The sequence below is a fragment of the Campylobacter concisus genome (assembly GCF_002913225.1).
Taxonomy (GTDB): Bacteria; Campylobacterota; Campylobacteria; order Campylobacterales; family Campylobacteraceae; genus Campylobacter_A; species Campylobacter_A concisus_J.
Window position 1 is genome coordinate 57,853 of the sequence record NZ_PPAW01000047.1, and the last position, 16,547, is coordinate 74,399.

Genomic DNA, 16,547 nt, shown 5'->3' on the forward strand with positions numbered 1-16,547 from the left:
CGCGAGTTATACCTGCAAATTTGCCGTATTTTAGATGATCTCACACCCAAAAAGTAGCAAAGATACTGCAAAAGCTATCGGATTTTTGCCACTGATCATTGCTATTTTACTTTTACTAACACTTATCTTTGGTCTAAAACTTGGCGAAAATGGCGCGTTATTTAGCTCAGAAAAAGGTCCAGGCTCACAGCATGCAAATTTATTTATCTCGCTTATTTGCGCCATCATCATCGGCGCATTTATGCAAAGAAGTAAATTTTGCTCAGTGGGAGCTATCAGTAAAATTTTCGAGTTACGTTGGATTTTTCACTAAAATCGTAATTAAATTTGACTGCTTTTGCAGGTTTTTGCTTATAAAGTTTGAAGTTAAATTTTGAAGAAATTTAGCCACCAAAGTGGCTAAATTTGAAGTTATCTTAGAATTTGAATTTTTGCTTTTGCGCGGAGTTTTTCGAAGTAATCACTCATTAATTTTTCTTGCTCGCCTTGGTAAAGCTCGTTTATAACGTTATCTTTTACATCAGCAAAGCTTGGTGTGTATGAGCCGATCTTCTCTTTTACTAAAAACATATCAAAGCTATCAGGTCCTTGCAAAGGCTGTGTGTAGTCGCCGTTATTTGTGCTTGAGATGATCGCAGCAAGTCTTGGATCTATGCTTTGATAGTCCAAACTGACCTCTTGTGTTTGCACGCCGTCTAGTAGCTTTGGACTTGTCTTTTGAGCCTCAAGTAGATCGGGGTCTTTTGCTCGATAAACTACGACTCTAGCGGTGCTAAAAACTTTAAATTTATCAGGATTAGCGTCAAAATACGCCTTTGCTTTTTGCTCGTTTATATTTTTGCCAGCCTCAGCAGCTATGCTTTTATAAAGTTTTTCTTGAAGCATCTTGTGCTCTAGGTTGTTTTTAAAATCCAAAAAGTCCATGCCTTGAGCTTGGATAGAGCTTCTAAATTGCGAATTTGTCATGCCATTTTGCTTTGCGATCGCCTCGATCCTGTCGTTTAGCTCAAAAGGTGTCACGCTTAAATTTAAGTTTTTTATCTGCGCATCTTCAAGCCTATCTCTGATAAGCAAATTTAAAGCGTCCTGCTCTGTTGTCTTTAGCTGTTCCTTCAAGCTATAAACCTCGTAAAGCGTGATAGGCTCGTTCTCCACGATAGCTGCGATGCCGTTTATCATCTGAGCTGAATATAAATTTAAGGCACTTAACACGCCAGCAGCCAAAAAGAGCAATTTTTTCATAATGAAACCTTTATTTAAGTATTTAGTAAATATAATTTTGGGCAATTATAACATAAAAATAAGGCACAAAATGATAGTTACTAGATTTGCTCCGTCGCCTACTGGATACCTACATATAGGCGGACTTAGGACAGCTCTTTATAATTATTTATACGCAAGAGCTAACAATGGAAAATTTCTGCTACGCATCGAAGATACTGACTTAAAACGAAACTCAGAAGAAGCCACACAAGCGATAAAAGAGGCATTTGCTTGGTGTAAGCTAGATCACGACGGCGAAGTGACCTATCAGTCAAAGAGATTTGATCTTTACAAAGAGTACGTTAAAAAGCTGCTTGATGAGGGCAAAGCCTACAAATGCTACATGAGCAAAGAGGAGCTTGAGGAGCTTAGAGCTAGTCAAGAGGCTAGAAAAGAGCGCCCAAAATATGATAATAGATATAGAGATTTTACCGGCACGCCTCCAGCTGGCATCGAGCCAGTCATCCGTATAAAAGCTCCGCTTAGCGGCGAGATCGTCATACATGACGGCATAAAGGGCGAGGTTAAATTTAAGGTTGAAGATATCTTAGACGACTTCATCATCGCAAGAAGCGACGGCACGCCAACATATAACTTCACAGTTGTGATAGACGATGCGCTAATGGGCGTCACAGACGTTATTCGCGGCGATGACCACCTATCAAATACCCCAAAACAGATCGTTCTTTACGAGGCACTTGGCTTTAAGGTGCCAAAATTTTATCACGTCGCTATGATAAACGGCGAGGACGGCAAAAAGCTTAGCAAAAGGCATGGCGCGACTGACGTTATGGAGTATAAAAAGATGGGCTACTTGCCTGAAGCGCTCTTAAATTTTCTCGTTCGTCTTGGCTGGAGCCACGGTGATGATGAGATTTTTACTATCGAGGATATGCTTAAATACTTTAATCCAAACGATATCAACAAAAGTTCAAGCACCTACAACGCTCAAAAGCTTGACTGGCTAAATTCTCACTATATCAAGACCTTACCTTACGAGAGATTAGCGCACGATATGCTCGAGTTTGGCGTGGATTTTAAGGCTTTGGTAAAGGGCGAGCTACTGCTAAATTCGCTCCGTGAGAGATCAAAGACGCTAATTGAAATGGCAAACAGCGCAAATGCAATCATAAACGCTCCAAAAAGCTACGATGAGAAAGCTTGGGCTAAATTTATAAATGAAAATAGCAAAGAAATTTTGGCGAAATTTGCTCAAATTTTAGACCGCGACCTTGACGCAAAGGGCTACGAGGAGCTAACTAATAAATTTTTAGAGCAAAATGGCTTAAAACTAAAAGACCTAGCTCAGGCTCTAAGGATAGCGCTAACTGGCTCAAGCGTGAGCCCAAGTATCTTTGAGGTGCTTGAAGTAGTAGGCAGCAGCGAGATCAAAAACAGAATACAAAATTTATTAAAGGAAGAGAAATGACACATGTAACTAAAGAAGAGGCACTAAACTACCACATCGGCGGTAAGATCGAGATCAGGGTAAAGACACCTTGCGAGACTTCAAGAGACCTTTCGATGGCCTATACACCAGGCGTTGCAGAGCCTTGTAAAGAGATAGAGGCTGACAATGAACTAGCTTATAAATATACAAATAAGGCAAATTTAGTAGCTGTCATCACCGATGGCACGGCTGTTCTTGGACTTGGCGATATCGGCGCTATCGCTGGTAAGCCAGTTATGGAGGGCAAGGCGGTGCTATTTAAGAAATTTGCAAACGTTGATGCCTTTGACATCGAGCTAGATGAGCATGATCCTGATAAGATCGTTGAGATTTGCAAGGCTCTTGCTCCGACATTTGGTGGTATAAATTTAGAAGATATCCGCGCTCCAAAGTGCTTTGAGATCGAAAGAAAGCTTCAAGAAGCAGTCGATATCCCTGTAATGCACGATGATCAGCACGGCACAGCGATGATAACAAGCGCTGGCATTATAAATGCGATGGAAATTTCTGGCAAAGATATATCTAAGATAAAGATCGTAGTTAGCGGCGCAGGTGCAGCTGGCATCGCTTGCGCAAAGATGTATAAAGCACTTGGCGCAAAACACATCGTGATGATAGATAGCAAAGGTGTTATCCACTCAAAAAGAACAGACCTAACTCCAGAAAAGGTTGAATTTGCGCTTGAGACTGAGGATAGGACACTAGCTGATGCGATGAAAGGCGCTGATATGTTTTTAGGTCTTTCTAAGCCTGGCGTTGTGACAAAAGAGATGGTTGCGTCGATGAACAAAGAGCCTATCATCTTTGCTTTGGCAAACCCAGTGCCTGAAATCTTCCCAGAGGACGTCGTAGCTGTAAGAGATGACGTTATGATGGGCACAGGCAGAAGCGACTATCCTAACCAAGTAAATAACGTTTTGGGCTTTCCATTTATCTTTAGAGGCGCGCTTGATGTTAGGGCTAAAAAGATCACTGAAAATATGAAAATGGCTGCAGCTAGAGCGCTTGCACAGCTTGCAAAAGAGCCAGTGCCAGCTGAAGTTTTAAAAGCAAGTGGCGTTAGCGAGCTAAAATTTGGCAAAGAGTACATCATCCCAAAACCATTTGACAAGCGCGTGCTAACGGCGGTCGCTCCAGCAGTTGCAAAAGCTGCAGTTGAAGATGGCGTAGCGAGAGTAAAAGATTTTGATGTTGAGGCTTACAAAGCCAAACTTGCAAAAGGTTTTTAATCAAATTTAGCCCAAATTTTGGGCTAAATTCTCCTCTTGGCATTTTGTAAAAGACAAACCTTGTAAAAACAGTAAATTTAAGGACAAAAAATGCAAAACGTGAAGCTCATCTCACACCCATTGATCGAGCATAAATTAACAATCTTACGTGATAAAAACACCCAGCCTTTTCAGTTTCGGATGCTAGTTGATGAGATCAGCTACCTTATGATCTTTGAGGCGACTAGAAATTTAAAAGTAAAAGATGTCAAAGTCCAAACACCAGTTGCGGTGGCAGACGCAAAAAGGCTCACTACAAAGGTGATGATATGCCCTATCTTAAGGGCTGCGCTTGGCATGCTTGATAGCGTCTTTACTATCATCCCAGACGCGAGTGTTGGCTTTTTGGGCTTTCAGCGAAACGAGGAGACAGCGCAGGCTGAGTTTTTCTACGCAAAGCTTCCAAAAGACGCAAAAGAGCGCATGGCTATCATCATCGATCCTATGTTTGCAACTGGCGGCACGGCGATAGATGCGGTCAAATTCTTGCGTGAAAAAGGCGTTAAAGAGATCAAATTTATCTCCATCATCGCTGCACCTGAAGGGTTAAAGAGATTTAGCGAAATTTACCCAGACGTTGAGGTCTATACGGCATCGATCGATGAGAAACTAAATGAGAAAAACTACATCGTTCCAGGTCTTGGTGATGCTGGCGATAGAGTTTTTAACACTCTTTAAGGGCTAAATTTGAACAAAAGACTTTTGCCGGCCTTAGTTGCCTTTATTATTGCCATCATCATCGGCACCTTCTTTTTTTCAAAAGAGGGCGGAGAGGCAAACAAAAACGCTCAAATTTTACTTGAGCAGCTAAACAAAGAGGGGCAAAAGAGCCAGAGCCTCGCAGAAAATGGCTCATACATATCAAAAGATGAGGTCGCACTTTATATCTACAAATTTAACAAGCTGCCAAAAAATTTCATAACTAAAAAAGAGGCAATGGCTCTTGGCTGGGACGCAAAAAGCGGAAATTTATGGCAGATAAGCGGCGGCAAAAGCATCGGTGGAGATAGATTTTCAAACCGAGAAAAGAGGCTGCCTGAGGCTGATGGTAGAAAGTGGTTTGAGTGCGATGTAAATTATAATGGTGGCAGGCGCGGCGCTGAGAGAATTTTATATTCAAACGACGGGCTTATCTACTACACGCCTGATCACTACGAGCATTTTTACCTGCTTTATGAGAAGAGGATGCAATGAAAAGCGTGATCTTAGATGCAAAAAAGATGGTTGAAAAAGAGGAGATGTATGAGTATTTTGCTAAGAAATTTGACTTGCCAGAGTACTACGGCAAAAATTTAGACGCACTCTTTGACTGCCTTTGCGAGATAAATGAGCCAACGCTTATAAAGCTAAAAAATGAAAATGCTTTGGATAGTGCCACAAAAGAGAGCTTAACCCAGCTATTTTGCGACGTTTGCAACGAAAATGAGCTAGTTAAATTTGAGCTTGTAAAAGATAAAAAATGATATTTGGAAAGATTGATTATCTAAATTTACTCCCATTTCACGTTTTTTTAAAATCAGCCCCACTAAGCTCTCAGATAAAAAAGGCGATCGAGTTTAAAAAGGGCGTGCCAAGCAAGCTAAATAGAGCCCTAAATGCTAGAAAGATCGACGCTGCGGTGATCTCAAGCATAGCTAGCAAAAAGGCAAATTTAAAGAAGCTAAATTTTGGAATAGTCGCCAAAAAAGATGTCAAAAGCGTGCTTGTGCGCAAAAACTCAGCCCCAAAGCCAGATCCTGCCTCAGCTAGCTCAAACGCCCTAGCCAAGGTGCTTAAGCTAAATGGCGAGGTGATCATAGGCGACAGGGCGCTAAAGGCATACTTAAGCGAGGGCAAAGAGTGCTTTTACGACCTTGGTCAAATTTGGCACGAAAAGACAAATTTGCCCTTTGTTTTTGGTAGATTTTCTTACGTAAAAAACGGCTCATTTTACAAAAGACTTGTCGCAAAATTTCTACAAAAAAATGTAAAGATCCCAAATTATATCTTAGCCAAGTACGCTAAAAGCCGCGGCATAAGCGAGCAAGATATCAAGTGGTATTTGAAATTTATAAGCTACAAAATAGGCCCAAAAGAGCAAAAATCACTCCGCAAATTTTTTAAAGAGTATAGATTCTTAAAAGAGCCCAAACTCCAAGCCTAATAACAACTAAATTTAATAATTATTTAATGTATTTAATTGTCTAATTACGAGATATTAAATGAGGTAAAAATATGAAAAAAATAATAATCTTGCGCGGACACCAAGGATCTGGCAAATCAACCTATGCCAAAGAGCTATTTAATAAATTTAAAGCCGAATATAACAATGCCTTGATATATGAGATCTCTTATGATGACATTCTAGTAAGAGAAAACGGTGGAGAATATATTTGGACACCAGAAAATATCACAAATGCTATGAATATAGCATGGAATGAATATAGAGAATTTGTAAAGGCTCATGGCAGTAGAGATGAGAACATTTTAGTTGTGCACTCAGCTACAAATAAAACTCTAAAAGCTTTTAAGTCCTATATAGATTATGCCAAAAAGCGTGGATACAAGGTGGAGGTTATTAGGCTTGCTAGTTTTTTTGATAATACTCACAACTGTTCTGCCAAGATTGTTGCTGATGCGTTTATTAAAATTAATCAAAATCCTATCAAAGATGAGATTATTTTGCCTTGTCAAAAAGGTCCTAGTGATGAAATATTGGCTGAGATAGAGCTATATAGAAGGACTAATGAGCTAGTTAAAAACGAAGCAACTAATAGCTATGTGAACATTAATTACATTCTTGCAAATTCTAATAAGATCAAAAGCAGACGCTCAGATCAATATCCAGAGCTTAGCACATATAAATATGCCAACAAAGTATTTTATAATAATGAATTTGACGATGCTTTGCTTGAGCTTAGAGGGCTTGTTTTGGATGATGAGGGCAATATTATTGTCCGCCCTTTTAATAAGGCTTTTAATCTTTGCGAAAGAGAGGCAAAAAATAGTAAATATCCTATAAAATTAGATGCAAATGACCACTTTAATGCCGTCTTGAAAATAAATGGATTTTTAGGCTGTGCAACCTATGTAAGTAAAGATGAGTTTGAGGGTAAAAGCTTTAACAATAAAGTTTTGTTTTCAACAACAGGTTCGCTAGACTCATCTTTTGTGCAAATGGCTAAAGAGCATCTTGAAAAATATCAAAATTTATTTGTTGCAAAGCCTAATTATACTTTTTTGTTTGAGATTGTAGATGAGAAAGATCCGCATATAATAAAAGAAGAGTTAGGAGAGTATCTGCTGGCTTGTCGAGATGTTTTAACTGGAGAGCTTGTAAACCAAGATGAGCTTAGACACTTTGTGGGCGAAATAAGCAAAAGTGATGATTTCTTAAAGCAGATTAAATTTCCTCAAATTTTTCATAACATAGCCTTTAAAGAAATACAGAAGATAGGTTTTAGCGCGATGCACGAGGGTTTTGTGGTCTATGACCTAGACTTTAAAGAGATAGTTTTTAAGTTAAAGACACCTTTTTATTTGATTACTAAATTTATAGGTCGAAAGAAAGATCTAAACAAGATGTTTATGGGGCTAAAGGATCATAAAGTAGATGGTAATTTTATACAAAAATATTCTATAGATGAGGAATTTTTCCCATTAATAGAACATCTAAGTAAAAATATTGATGAAGTTTTGGTATTGGACGAACAAGGCAGGATAGCTTATATCAGAAATTTTTTGATCAAATTTTATAAAGAGATATAATGTTTGGTTGGATTTAAAATAATTAATAATAAAAAGGTTTAATATGATATTTTTCACATCTGATTTGCATTTTTACCATAGAAATATTATTAAATATTCGCCTGCTATTAGAAAATATACCGATATTAATGAGATGAATGAATGTCTTATAGAGCTTTGGAATAGCACTGTAAAAAGTGAAGATATAGTTTATAACATGGGCGATTTGTCTTTGATTTCGAATGTCAGTAAGATCATAGATGTTGCAAAAAGATTGAATGGTAAGCATTTTTTAATACTTGGCAATCATGACTATCCTATTAAAAGAAAAAGAGAAGATCTTGTTAATATAATAAAAGATGATGGAAATAGATTGTTTGAGGACATTAGGGATTATAAATTCTTAAGGTTACCTGAGGGTAAGTTTGCATTATCTCACTATCCTATGGCTGGTTGGGAGGATCAGCAACACGGCTCAATCATGCTTCATGGACATTTGCATGACTTTATGACGAATATTAGAGGTAAAATTTTAAACGTAGGTTTTGATCTGCACGGAAAAATTCTGAGCATAAAAGATGTTCTTGAATTTGTAAAACAACTTCCTATTACACCTTATAGAGATGAGAGCAATAGTAGTATGGATGCTATTAGAAGTCAAGTAGATATTGGATTAAGAAAAGAGTTAATTGTAAGTAGGCTTAAGGATATCAATTTATAAAGGCTTTAAAATTTAGAGTCTTTTTATCTCTGATAAATCCATAATTAAATCAAATTAGCTCTTTTTCACCTAAATTTGTAAAAATTTAAATTATTTTTTGATTTTAAGCAAGTATTAATTTTCATGCGATTTTTATGTTATAAAGATTTACTACAATTACACACAAAGCAAATCATTTTTGTTATTCCTTTTACTGATTGAGGCCTTGGTTAGCCAAGGCTTTTTCTAAATTTTATAAGCTTTATGAGTAGAGTTTATAAAATTTATTTAAAGGAGATGTTATGAAAAAGACTTTGAGTTGTGTTGCACTAGCCTCTGTGCTTTGCTCGAGCGCTTTTGCGATAGGCGGTCCAAGCGGGGCTAAACTTGACTACGCTATCACTGGGCAGATCGGCGAAGTAGTGGTAAATCCATACGATACAGCGCCTCTTACTGCAGTTATAAAAAATGGCGGCTACACACTAAGCAACGCTAAGGTCACTATCGTGCCAAAACAAGGCGGCCAAACTATAAGCTACAAAGTGGCTGACAAGCATCTTCGCACACATGGCGGCATCCCAGTTTTTGGCATGTATCCTGACTATCAAAACACCGTTGAAGTCGAGTACGACAAGAGCTACAAGGGTAAGACTGAGCATATAAAAGAGAGCTATAAAATTTATGCCCCAGCTATCTATCTAGAGAGTGCTGGCACGCCAAATCAAAAGGGCGCACTATTTGATAAGATCGAGGTTACTAAGCCAGCAAGCGCTAAATTTGCAAACCGCCTCTACTACGTAAATAACTTTGTAAATAAAACAGGCAAGGGCACAAAAGTCGTTTGGAACAACCCAGCTGGCGGTGCGATCGAGTGGAACTACAGCCCAAATAACTTCATCCTTGATACAAAAGGCGAGGTTAGATGGTATCTTGAGCCAAGTAAAATTTACGACCTAAAACAGCCATTTCACGCTGGCGTTATGATGGGCTTTAAGCAAAATGACGACGGCGCTATGACTTGGGGTTACGGCCAAAGATACGCAAAATACGACATCATGGGTAGAGAAATTTTCAACCGCGAGCTACCAGCTAGCTACAACGACTTCTCTCACTCAATGGACGTAGCACAAAACGGACACTACTTCTTGCGCGTGGCAAATGCCGACTACAAAAGGGCTGATGGCAAAAACGTAAGAACAGTGCGTGACGTCATCGTTGAGCTTGACCGCGACGGCAACGTAGTTGATGACTTTAGACTATATGAAATCCTCGATCCTTACCGCGATATCGTGCTAAAAACGCTTGATCAAGGTGCAGTTTGCTTAAACATAGACGCTAAAAAAGCAGGCCACACAGCAAGCTCTGATGAGCTTCAGTCTATGGATACACACGATAAATGGGGTGATATCGTAGGAGCAGGTCCAGGACGCAACTGGGCACACGTAAATAGTGTGGATTACGATCCAAGCGATGATAGCATCATCATCTCAAGCCGCCACCAAGACGCAGTTATCAAGATCGGTCGTGACAAACAAGTAAAATGGATCATGGGTGCTCACAAGGGCTGGAGCGATAAATTTAAAGATAAACTCCTTCAGCCAGTCGATAGTAAAGGCAACAAGATCGTCTGTGAAGATGAGTACTCAAAATGCCCAGGATACGAGAGCGACAAAGGTGGCTTTGACTGGCAATGGACGCAACATACGGCATTTAGGATAGATAGCAAGTCTAAAAAAGGCGAAATTTATCTAAGTGTCTTTGACAACGGCGACACAAGGGGCATGGAGCAACCAGCCATCGCTGGTATGAAGTACTCTCGCGCGGTCGTTTATAAGATCGATGAGAACAAAAAGACCGTTGAGCAGATCTGGGAGTACGGTAAAGAGCGCGGTAAAGAGTGGTATAGCTCAGTTACTAGCCTTACGCAGTATCAAGATGACCTTGATAGCGTGATGGTCTATTCAGCCGTTGCTGGCATGCAGTTTGACATCGCAAAAGGTCGCCCGGTGGGACTTCCTAGCCCGCACATCGATGAGTTTGAGTGGGGTGCAAAAGAGCCTAGCATCGAGATAAAGATGACAAATGCTATGGGCTATCAAGCGTTTCCATTTAGCTTGCAAAAAGCGTTTGAAAAGTAAATTTTTTCCTCCTTTGCTTTGGCAAGGGGGGCTTTTAGTTTTGCTTGATTTTAAAATTTATTTGCTCTTTTATAACAACCTTTGCATTTTTCTCTCTTTTACAAAACTCTAGAAAATTTAATCCATTTTTTTATCGTCATTTAGTCCTATGCATCCAAATCTCCTCTCATCATACGGATAAACCGCTAAATTTAGGCTTGGAGATATAAAAACACTCGTTTAAGGAGTATGTATAGAGCATGAGTGGTTTGGCTAGATATTTGATCTCATCAAATTTTAAAGTATCTATCCTAAGGTAGATGGCAGACAGCAAAATTTCACCATTTAAACCAAGATCAAAGTGCTCATTTGGCTCTTGCAAGATGCCTAGCTTTTTAAATTTATCGTGCAAATGTTTTATTTCAAGCGTTTCATCGCTCAAGTTAGTATCATCGTAGTTTAAGGCGCTTTAGAATGGCTAAATGAGTTAAATTTATATCGCTAAGCTTTAGAGCATTATTTATTAAGCTTTAGAGTTTTTACGCAATGAATGATGTAATCTTGCAAGCCTTATAAACTCAAAGCCTCTCGCATAGAAATTTCTATCCTTTTCTCATCAAGGCTGCCATTATAAAATAAATTTAACGCTAAAACCGCTTGATATAAGAGCATATCAGCTCCGTCTTTGCATGCTAAATTTTGGTTTTTAGCCTCCTTTAAAAATGGCGTTTGCTTGCCGTAAATAACATCAAATGCAAATTTAGCGCTTTTTAAAATGCCATCTAAAATCTCTTTTGGCGCTGGCAAAAGATCGTCTTTTAGCCCTGCTGAGGTCGAATTTACCACTAGATCAAATTTGTGCTCTTTATAGTCATCCCAGCTAAAGCACTCGTAGCAATCTTTAAATTTATCAAGTCTTGCCTTGCTTCTATTTAGTATGCAAACATCTATGTTTTGTGATCTAAGTGCGTAGGCTAGGGCGTTTGCGGTGCCTCCTGCTCCAAGGATGATGGCGCTTTTTGCCTCTTTGAAATTTGCTATCGCTTTTAAAAAGCCAGGTGCGTCAGTGTTGTAGGCATAAATTTTCTCATTTTTTAGCACTAAAGTGTTTGCAGAGCCTATTTTACGTGCTGCTTCTGAGGCGTCATCGGCTAAATTTAGTGCAAATTCTTTATGCGGGAGCGTGACATTTGCGCCATCTAGTTTTAAGGATCTAAATTTATTGATTAGCTCATTGCCATCTTTTAGCAAAACCCTAGTATATAGGGCATCAAGAGCTAGATCGGCAATGGCTTTGTTGTGTAGTCTTGGAGATACCGAGTGAGCTATCGGATCTCCAAAAACTGCAAAGGTTTTCATTTTGCTCTAAAGACAAAAGCATCTTTATTGACATCTTTCCTTATGTCATTTACAGCTTTTTGTAGCCCTTTTTCATCAAATGGACCAACTAAAATTTTAGTTAGCTCACCAGCTTTTATAGTCTTATAGCTATATCCTTTGGCTGCTATTTTTTTCATATAGTCGGCATTTGGGTTAAATTTGCTAGTTGCAAATACTTGTACATAGGAGCCTTTTGCGACGCTCTCGGCTTTTGCTGGAGCTTCAGCCTTTTTCTCCACTTTTTCTGCTTTTGCAGGAGCTTCAGCCTTTTTTTCTACCTTAGTTTCAGTTTTTTTCTCAGCTTTAGTTTCAGCTTTCTTCTCGGTTTTTGCCTCAGTTTTGGCTGGCTTTGCTTCAGCTTTTTTCTCTGCTTTAGCTTCGCTTTTTGTTTCAGCTTTTTTAGCTGGAGCTTCTACCTTTGTCTCAGCTTTTTTAGGTGCTTCAGCTGGATGCTCGACAGCTTTTACTATCTCTTTTGGCTCTTCAGTTTTAGGAGCTGATTTTGCACCTTCTTTATCTTTTAGCTTTTTGATCATATCTTCAAAATCATCTTGTTGCTTATTTTCAGGCACGATAGGCACTTGCTCGAAAAGTTGGGTATCGCCTTTTTTAACATCTGAATTTGTATCTTGTGCAGGCACCTGTGTATCGACTGGCTGCTCTGCTGGCACTGGAGGCAGAACTAGTCTTGAGTCGGCTTCGTTTTGTGCTTGTGTTGAGTCGCCTGAGTTTATAAGCTTCATGGCTACGATGATGATTAAAAATAGTATAACAAGAGCTGCTATAAACATAAGAAGTTTCTTTAGTTTTGCGCCCTTTGCCTCATCATCTTTTTCTAAAAGTATATCTTTTAACTCTTCGTTTTCCATTATCTCTCCTTACATATATTTTGACCAACTTGCTCCGCGCTCTTTTTGATAGAGGTTATATGGCAAAGTTAGGATGTTAAATTCTTTTGGCATATCTTGATTTGGGAACATTCTCCACTCTTTGGCTAACTTTTGTGAGAGCTTTGCGCTTAGCATATTTGCAAGCGTGCAAGCTTCATTTAGTGTGGTGTGACCTTTATGCACGTAAAGGTGCAAATGTCCTGGGGTCTTGGTCTCGTAGGCTGTGAAATTTATAAAGCCTTCTTCTCTTAAAAGAAGTTGCGCTCTATGCCAAAACCTATCTGGAGTTCTGCCGTTGTAGTCAAAGACTATGTTTTCGACCTTGTCACTTGCATTGATTAGCGAGTGGGCGATTATAGCTTTGCCCTCCTCATGCTCTTTCATGACACTATAAGTTAGTGGTTCGTTGATCTTTTCAAATTTATCAAAGAAAATTTTGCCCTTGTACTCTATCTTATTGACGATCGTGTCACGTTTGATGTAGTAGTGGGTCGTTATTATCTTTATAAGAGATGTATCAATACTTTGCATCAAAATGTCGCTTTATCGTAGATTATAAATTTATGAGCAAGATCGACTAGTTCGGCTTTTATCTTCTCTTGTAAAGATGCGTTGTTGATGTCGCTTAGCACGTCAGCGATCTTGTTTGCTATTAGCTCAAATTCAGCCTCTTTCATGCCACGAGCTGTTAGAGCTGGGCTACCTACACGTATGCCGCTTGTGATAAACGGACTTCTTGTCTCGCCTGGAACTGTGTTTTTATTTACAGTTATACCAGCATTTCCTAGAGCGATATCTGCGTCTTTTCCGCTAAAATCGCGGTTTAAGAAGCTCATTAGGATTAGGTGGTTATCAGTGCCGCCACTTACTAGATCAAAGCCTCTACTTATTAGCACTTCGCCAAGTTTTTTAGCGTTTGCTTTTACTTGTTTGGCGTAAATTTTCCACTCAGGGCTAAGGTTATGCTTAAAGCCAACTGCCTTTGCAGCGATGACGTGAACTAGTGGTCCGCCCTGGATGCCTGGGAAGATAGAAGAGTTTATCTTTTTAGCGTACTCTTCGTTGTTTGTCATGATGATACCGCCTCTTGGGCCTCTTAGAGTTTTATGCGTGGTTGAGCTTACGACGTCGCAGTGTGGGAAAGGATTTTGATGCTCTCCAGCCACTATAAGGCCAGCGATGTGAGCAACGTCTGCAAAGAGTATCGCACCAACAGCGTCAGCTATCTCTCTAAATTTCTTAAACTCGATCTCTCTTGTGTATGCGCTCGCGCCACAAACGATCATCTTTGGTTTTACTATTTTTGCGATATCCATAACTCTATCGTAGTTTATGCGACCATCAAGCTCGACGCCGTAAAAGAAGCTCTCATACATCTTGCCAGAGCTACTCACCTTTGCGCCGTGAGTTAGATGTCCGCCGTGGCTTAGATCCATGCCTAAAATTTTATCGCCTGGATTAAGTAAAGCACCATAAACGCCTTGGTTTGCCTGAGAGCCTGAGTTTGGCTGAACGTTTGCAAATTCACATCCAAAAAGCTCTTTGCATCTATCGATCGCGATTTGCTCGATCTCATCGACAAATTCGCAGCCACCATAGTATCTCTTTCCAGGGTAGCCTTCGGCGTATTTGTTTGTTAGGATTGAGCCCATTACTTCCATAACTTCTGGATATGTGAAATTTTCGCTAGCAATCATCTCAAGGTGATCACACTGGCGTTTTAACTCTAAATTTACTAGGTCGTAAATATCTTTATCATAGCTTTGCAAACTCATTTTTCGTTCTCCTTTGTCTCAGTTTTTAGTGGCCTCATCGCTGGGAAGAGGACAACGTCGCGTATTGATTTTTTATCTGTTAAAAGCATGACAAGTCTGTCGATGCCTATGCCTTCGCCTGCAACTGGTGGCATGCCGTATCCTAGGGCTTTTACATAGTCTTCATCCATCTCGTGAGCCTCGTCATCGCCTGCGTTTTTAGCGTCGATTTGCGCTTTAAAGCGGTTGTATTGATCGATTGGATCATTTAGCTCGTTAAAGCCATTTGCTAGCTCACGACCAGCGATAAATAGCTCAAATCTCTCTGCTACATCAGGATTTGTGTCGCTTCTTCTTGAAAGTGGGCTTATAGAGATCGGATAGTCGATGACAAAAGTTGGGTGGATGAGCTTGCTCTCTACGTAGTTGTCAAAGAGTTCAGCCTGCAAGTGGCCAAGGTCAAGCTTTTCGTTTGCTTCAAAGCCATCAGCTCTTAGTTTTGTTAAAATTTTAGCCTTATCGCTTACGATATCTTCAGCAAGTCCGCCTATCTCAACTAGAGCTTTTTTATAGCTTATGCGTTTAAATGGCTTGCTAAAATCAATCTCCATACCATCAAAATTTATCACTTTCTCCATGCCAAGTTTTTCTAAAATGACATTAAATAGATCCTCTGTGATGCCCATTAGATCGTGGTAGTTGTGATATGCCCAGTAAAACTCGATACTTGTAAATTCAGGGTTGTGGGTTAGGTCCATACCCTCATTTCTGAAGTTTCTATTCATCTCATAAACAGCTTCAAAGCCACCAACTACAAGACGTTTTAGATATAGCTCAGGTGCGATCCTTAGGTATCTCTCAACTCCAAGAGCGTTGTGAAATGTCACAAATGGTTTTGCATTTGCGCCGCCAGCTATTGGGTGAAGCATCGGAGTTTCAACCTCTAAAAAGCCCTTTTCTTCAAAAAATCTTCTAATCGTGCTTATAATCACCGAGCGCTTTTTAAAGTCAGCCCTAACTTCAGGGTTCATTATCATATCAAGATATCTTTGGCGGTATCTTGTCTCTACATCAACTAAGCCGTGATATTTCTCTGGAAGCGGACTTATTGATTTTGTAGCTAAGCTAAGCTCATTTACGTGCATTGAAAATTCGCCAGTTTTTGTTATAAAAGCGTAGCCTCTAACATAGACAATATCGCCTATTTCTACATATTTTTTAACGATTTTAAACCACTCTGGATCAAGCGTTTTGTTACTAAAATAAATTTGTAAATTTCCATTTTCATCTTCGATGTTTGCAAAGACCGCTTTACCAGCGTCACGGATCAGCTTTATCCTTCCAGCAAGGCCTACTAGCTGCCCCTCTGCTTTTTTCTCTTCTGTATCTTTTATATAGTTAAATTTAAGTCTAAATTTAGAGATATTCATATCCCTTCTAAGAAAATGAGGATATGGATTTATGCCTAAATTTTTTAGCTCATCTATGCTTTCTAATCTTTGAATTTCATGTTGGTTGTCAAATATCACCTTACTTTCCCTTTATATTATTTTTTGAACATTTTTCGCAAATTCCATAAAGCTGCATCATGTGACCAGTTAGTTTAAAGCCATGCTCTTTTGCAATGCTTATTTGCCTTTTTTCTATCATAGGATCTTCAAATTCTATGATAAGGCCGCACTTTCTGCATATCATGTGGTCGTGGTGTGGCTTTGTGGCAAGTTCAAATTTCTTGCCTTGCGAACCAAAGCTGATAGATGTTACCATCTCTGATTCTTCTAATAAATTTAGCGTTCTATAAACGGTTGCGATGCCGATATTTAGCTCAGGGTAAGTCTCTTTTATAAAAAGATATAGCCTCTCTGGCGTAAAGTGTTCGTCGTTGTTATAAAGCGTTTTTAGCAAAATTTCACGCTGTTTTGTATATTTTAAACCATTGTCGCGAAGAACTCTTTTAAATTTCTCAAGTAACGCATCGTATTCTAAATTTTCTATCATC

Annotated in this window: 17 protein-coding genes and 1 pseudogene; 10 read left to right on the top strand and 8 right to left on the bottom strand. The window is 39.3% G+C overall.

The features are described 5' to 3' along the window. Positions 1 to 55: 55 nt before the first annotated feature. Positions 56 to 292: pseudogene (locus CYP26_RS08110) on the top strand (YedE family putative selenium transporter); the annotation flags it as partial. A 119-nt stretch (positions 293 to 411) separates the two neighbouring features. Here CYP26_RS08110 and CYP26_RS08115 read toward each other — a convergent pair. Continuing rightward, complete coding sequence (locus CYP26_RS08115; protein WP_021084537.1) at positions 412 to 1,242, bottom strand: peptidylprolyl isomerase; 831 nt, start codon at positions 1,240 to 1,242, stop codon at positions 412 to 414. A gap of 70 nt (positions 1,243 to 1,312) precedes the next feature. On the opposite strand from CYP26_RS08115, the gene gltX reads away from it, so the two are divergent. The 9 genes from gltX (at position 1,313) to CYP26_RS08160 (ending at position 10,545) form a co-directional block, all read left to right on the top strand. Next, positions 1,313 to 2,692, top strand: a complete 1,380-nt coding sequence (gene gltX, locus CYP26_RS08120; RefSeq protein WP_103581823.1) for a glutamate--tRNA ligase — start codon at positions 1,313 to 1,315, stop codon at positions 2,690 to 2,692. Then, positions 2,689 to 3,942 carry a malic enzyme-like NAD(P)-binding protein gene (locus CYP26_RS08125; protein WP_103616424.1) on the top strand — a complete coding sequence of 418 codons (1,254 nt, stop codon included), beginning with the start codon at positions 2,689 to 2,691 and terminating at the stop codon, positions 3,940 to 3,942. The genes gltX and CYP26_RS08125 overlap by 4 nt, the downstream gene beginning before the upstream one ends. A gap of 90 nt (positions 3,943 to 4,032) precedes the next feature. Beyond that, positions 4,033 to 4,659, top strand: coding sequence for a uracil phosphoribosyltransferase (gene upp / locus CYP26_RS08130; RefSeq protein WP_004317747.1), 627 nt, complete (start codon positions 4,033 to 4,035; stop codon positions 4,657 to 4,659). 9 nt (positions 4,660 to 4,668) lie between these two features. Next, positions 4,669 to 5,175: a ribonuclease domain-containing protein gene (locus CYP26_RS08135; protein WP_103631032.1), complete on the top strand. Its 507-nt coding sequence runs from the start codon at positions 4,669 to 4,671 to the stop codon at positions 5,173 to 5,175. Continuing rightward, positions 5,172 to 5,444 (top strand): barstar family protein, encoded by a 273-nt coding sequence (locus CYP26_RS08140; RefSeq protein ID WP_103631033.1) that lies wholly within the window; start codon positions 5,172 to 5,174, stop codon positions 5,442 to 5,444. Before CYP26_RS08135 ends, CYP26_RS08140 begins: the two co-directional genes overlap by 4 nt. Continuing rightward, complete coding sequence (locus tag CYP26_RS08145) at positions 5,441 to 6,124, top strand: MqnA/MqnD/SBP family protein (protein WP_103631034.1); 684 nt, start codon at positions 5,441 to 5,443, stop codon at positions 6,122 to 6,124. The genes CYP26_RS08140 and CYP26_RS08145 overlap by 4 nt, the downstream gene beginning before the upstream one ends. A gap of 71 nt (positions 6,125 to 6,195) precedes the next feature. Continuing rightward, a complete protein-coding gene (locus tag CYP26_RS08150; protein ID WP_103631035.1) occupies positions 6,196 to 7,728 on the top strand; it encodes an RNA ligase in 1,533 nt (510 codons plus the stop codon). 43 nt (positions 7,729 to 7,771) lie between these two features. Then, entirely contained in the window at positions 7,772 to 8,428 is a 657-nt protein-coding gene (locus CYP26_RS08155) for a metallophosphoesterase (RefSeq protein ID WP_181000888.1), read from the top strand. A 281-nt stretch (positions 8,429 to 8,709) separates the two neighbouring features. Beyond that, positions 8,710 to 10,545 (top strand): aryl-sulfate sulfotransferase, encoded by a 1,836-nt coding sequence (locus CYP26_RS08160; protein WP_021087507.1) that lies wholly within the window; start codon positions 8,710 to 8,712, stop codon positions 10,543 to 10,545. Between the two features lie 169 nt (positions 10,546 to 10,714). Here CYP26_RS08160 and CYP26_RS08165 read toward each other — a convergent pair whose 3' ends face one another. The 7 genes from CYP26_RS08165 to CYP26_RS08195 all read right to left on the bottom strand — a co-directional run bounded on the left by CYP26_RS08165 (position 10,715) and on the right by CYP26_RS08195 (position 16,546). Next, positions 10,715 to 10,966 carry a hypothetical protein gene (locus CYP26_RS08165; RefSeq protein WP_103631036.1) on the bottom strand — a complete coding sequence of 84 codons (252 nt, stop codon included), beginning with the start codon at positions 10,964 to 10,966 and terminating at the stop codon, positions 10,715 to 10,717. A gap of 128 nt (positions 10,967 to 11,094) precedes the next feature. Further along, positions 11,095 to 11,883, bottom strand: a complete 789-nt coding sequence (locus CYP26_RS08170; RefSeq protein WP_103631037.1) for a shikimate dehydrogenase — start codon at positions 11,881 to 11,883, stop codon at positions 11,095 to 11,097. After that, on the bottom strand, positions 11,880 to 12,773 hold the full coding sequence (locus CYP26_RS08175) for an SPOR domain-containing protein (protein WP_103631038.1): 894 nt from the start codon (positions 12,771 to 12,773) through the stop codon (positions 11,880 to 11,882). The genes CYP26_RS08170 and CYP26_RS08175 overlap by 4 nt, the downstream gene beginning before the upstream one ends. Positions 12,774 to 12,782: 9 nt before the next feature. Next, complete coding sequence (locus CYP26_RS08180; RefSeq protein ID WP_002941307.1) at positions 12,783 to 13,325, bottom strand: DUF1882 domain-containing protein; 543 nt, start codon at positions 13,323 to 13,325, stop codon at positions 12,783 to 12,785. Continuing rightward, complete coding sequence (locus CYP26_RS08185; RefSeq protein ID WP_103631039.1) at positions 13,325 to 14,569, bottom strand: serine hydroxymethyltransferase; 1,245 nt, start codon at positions 14,567 to 14,569, stop codon at positions 13,325 to 13,327. Before CYP26_RS08185 ends, CYP26_RS08180 begins: the two co-directional genes overlap by 1 nt. Next, on the bottom strand, positions 14,566 to 16,074 hold the full coding sequence (gene lysS / locus CYP26_RS08190; protein WP_258031463.1) for a lysine--tRNA ligase: 1,509 nt from the start codon (positions 16,072 to 16,074) through the stop codon (positions 14,566 to 14,568). The genes CYP26_RS08185 and lysS overlap by 4 nt, the downstream gene beginning before the upstream one ends. Before the next feature lie 4 nt (positions 16,075 to 16,078). Then, positions 16,079 to 16,546, bottom strand: a complete 468-nt coding sequence (locus tag CYP26_RS08195; protein ID WP_002941362.1) for a Fur family transcriptional regulator — start codon at positions 16,544 to 16,546, stop codon at positions 16,079 to 16,081. Position 16,547: the final 1 nt, after the last annotated feature.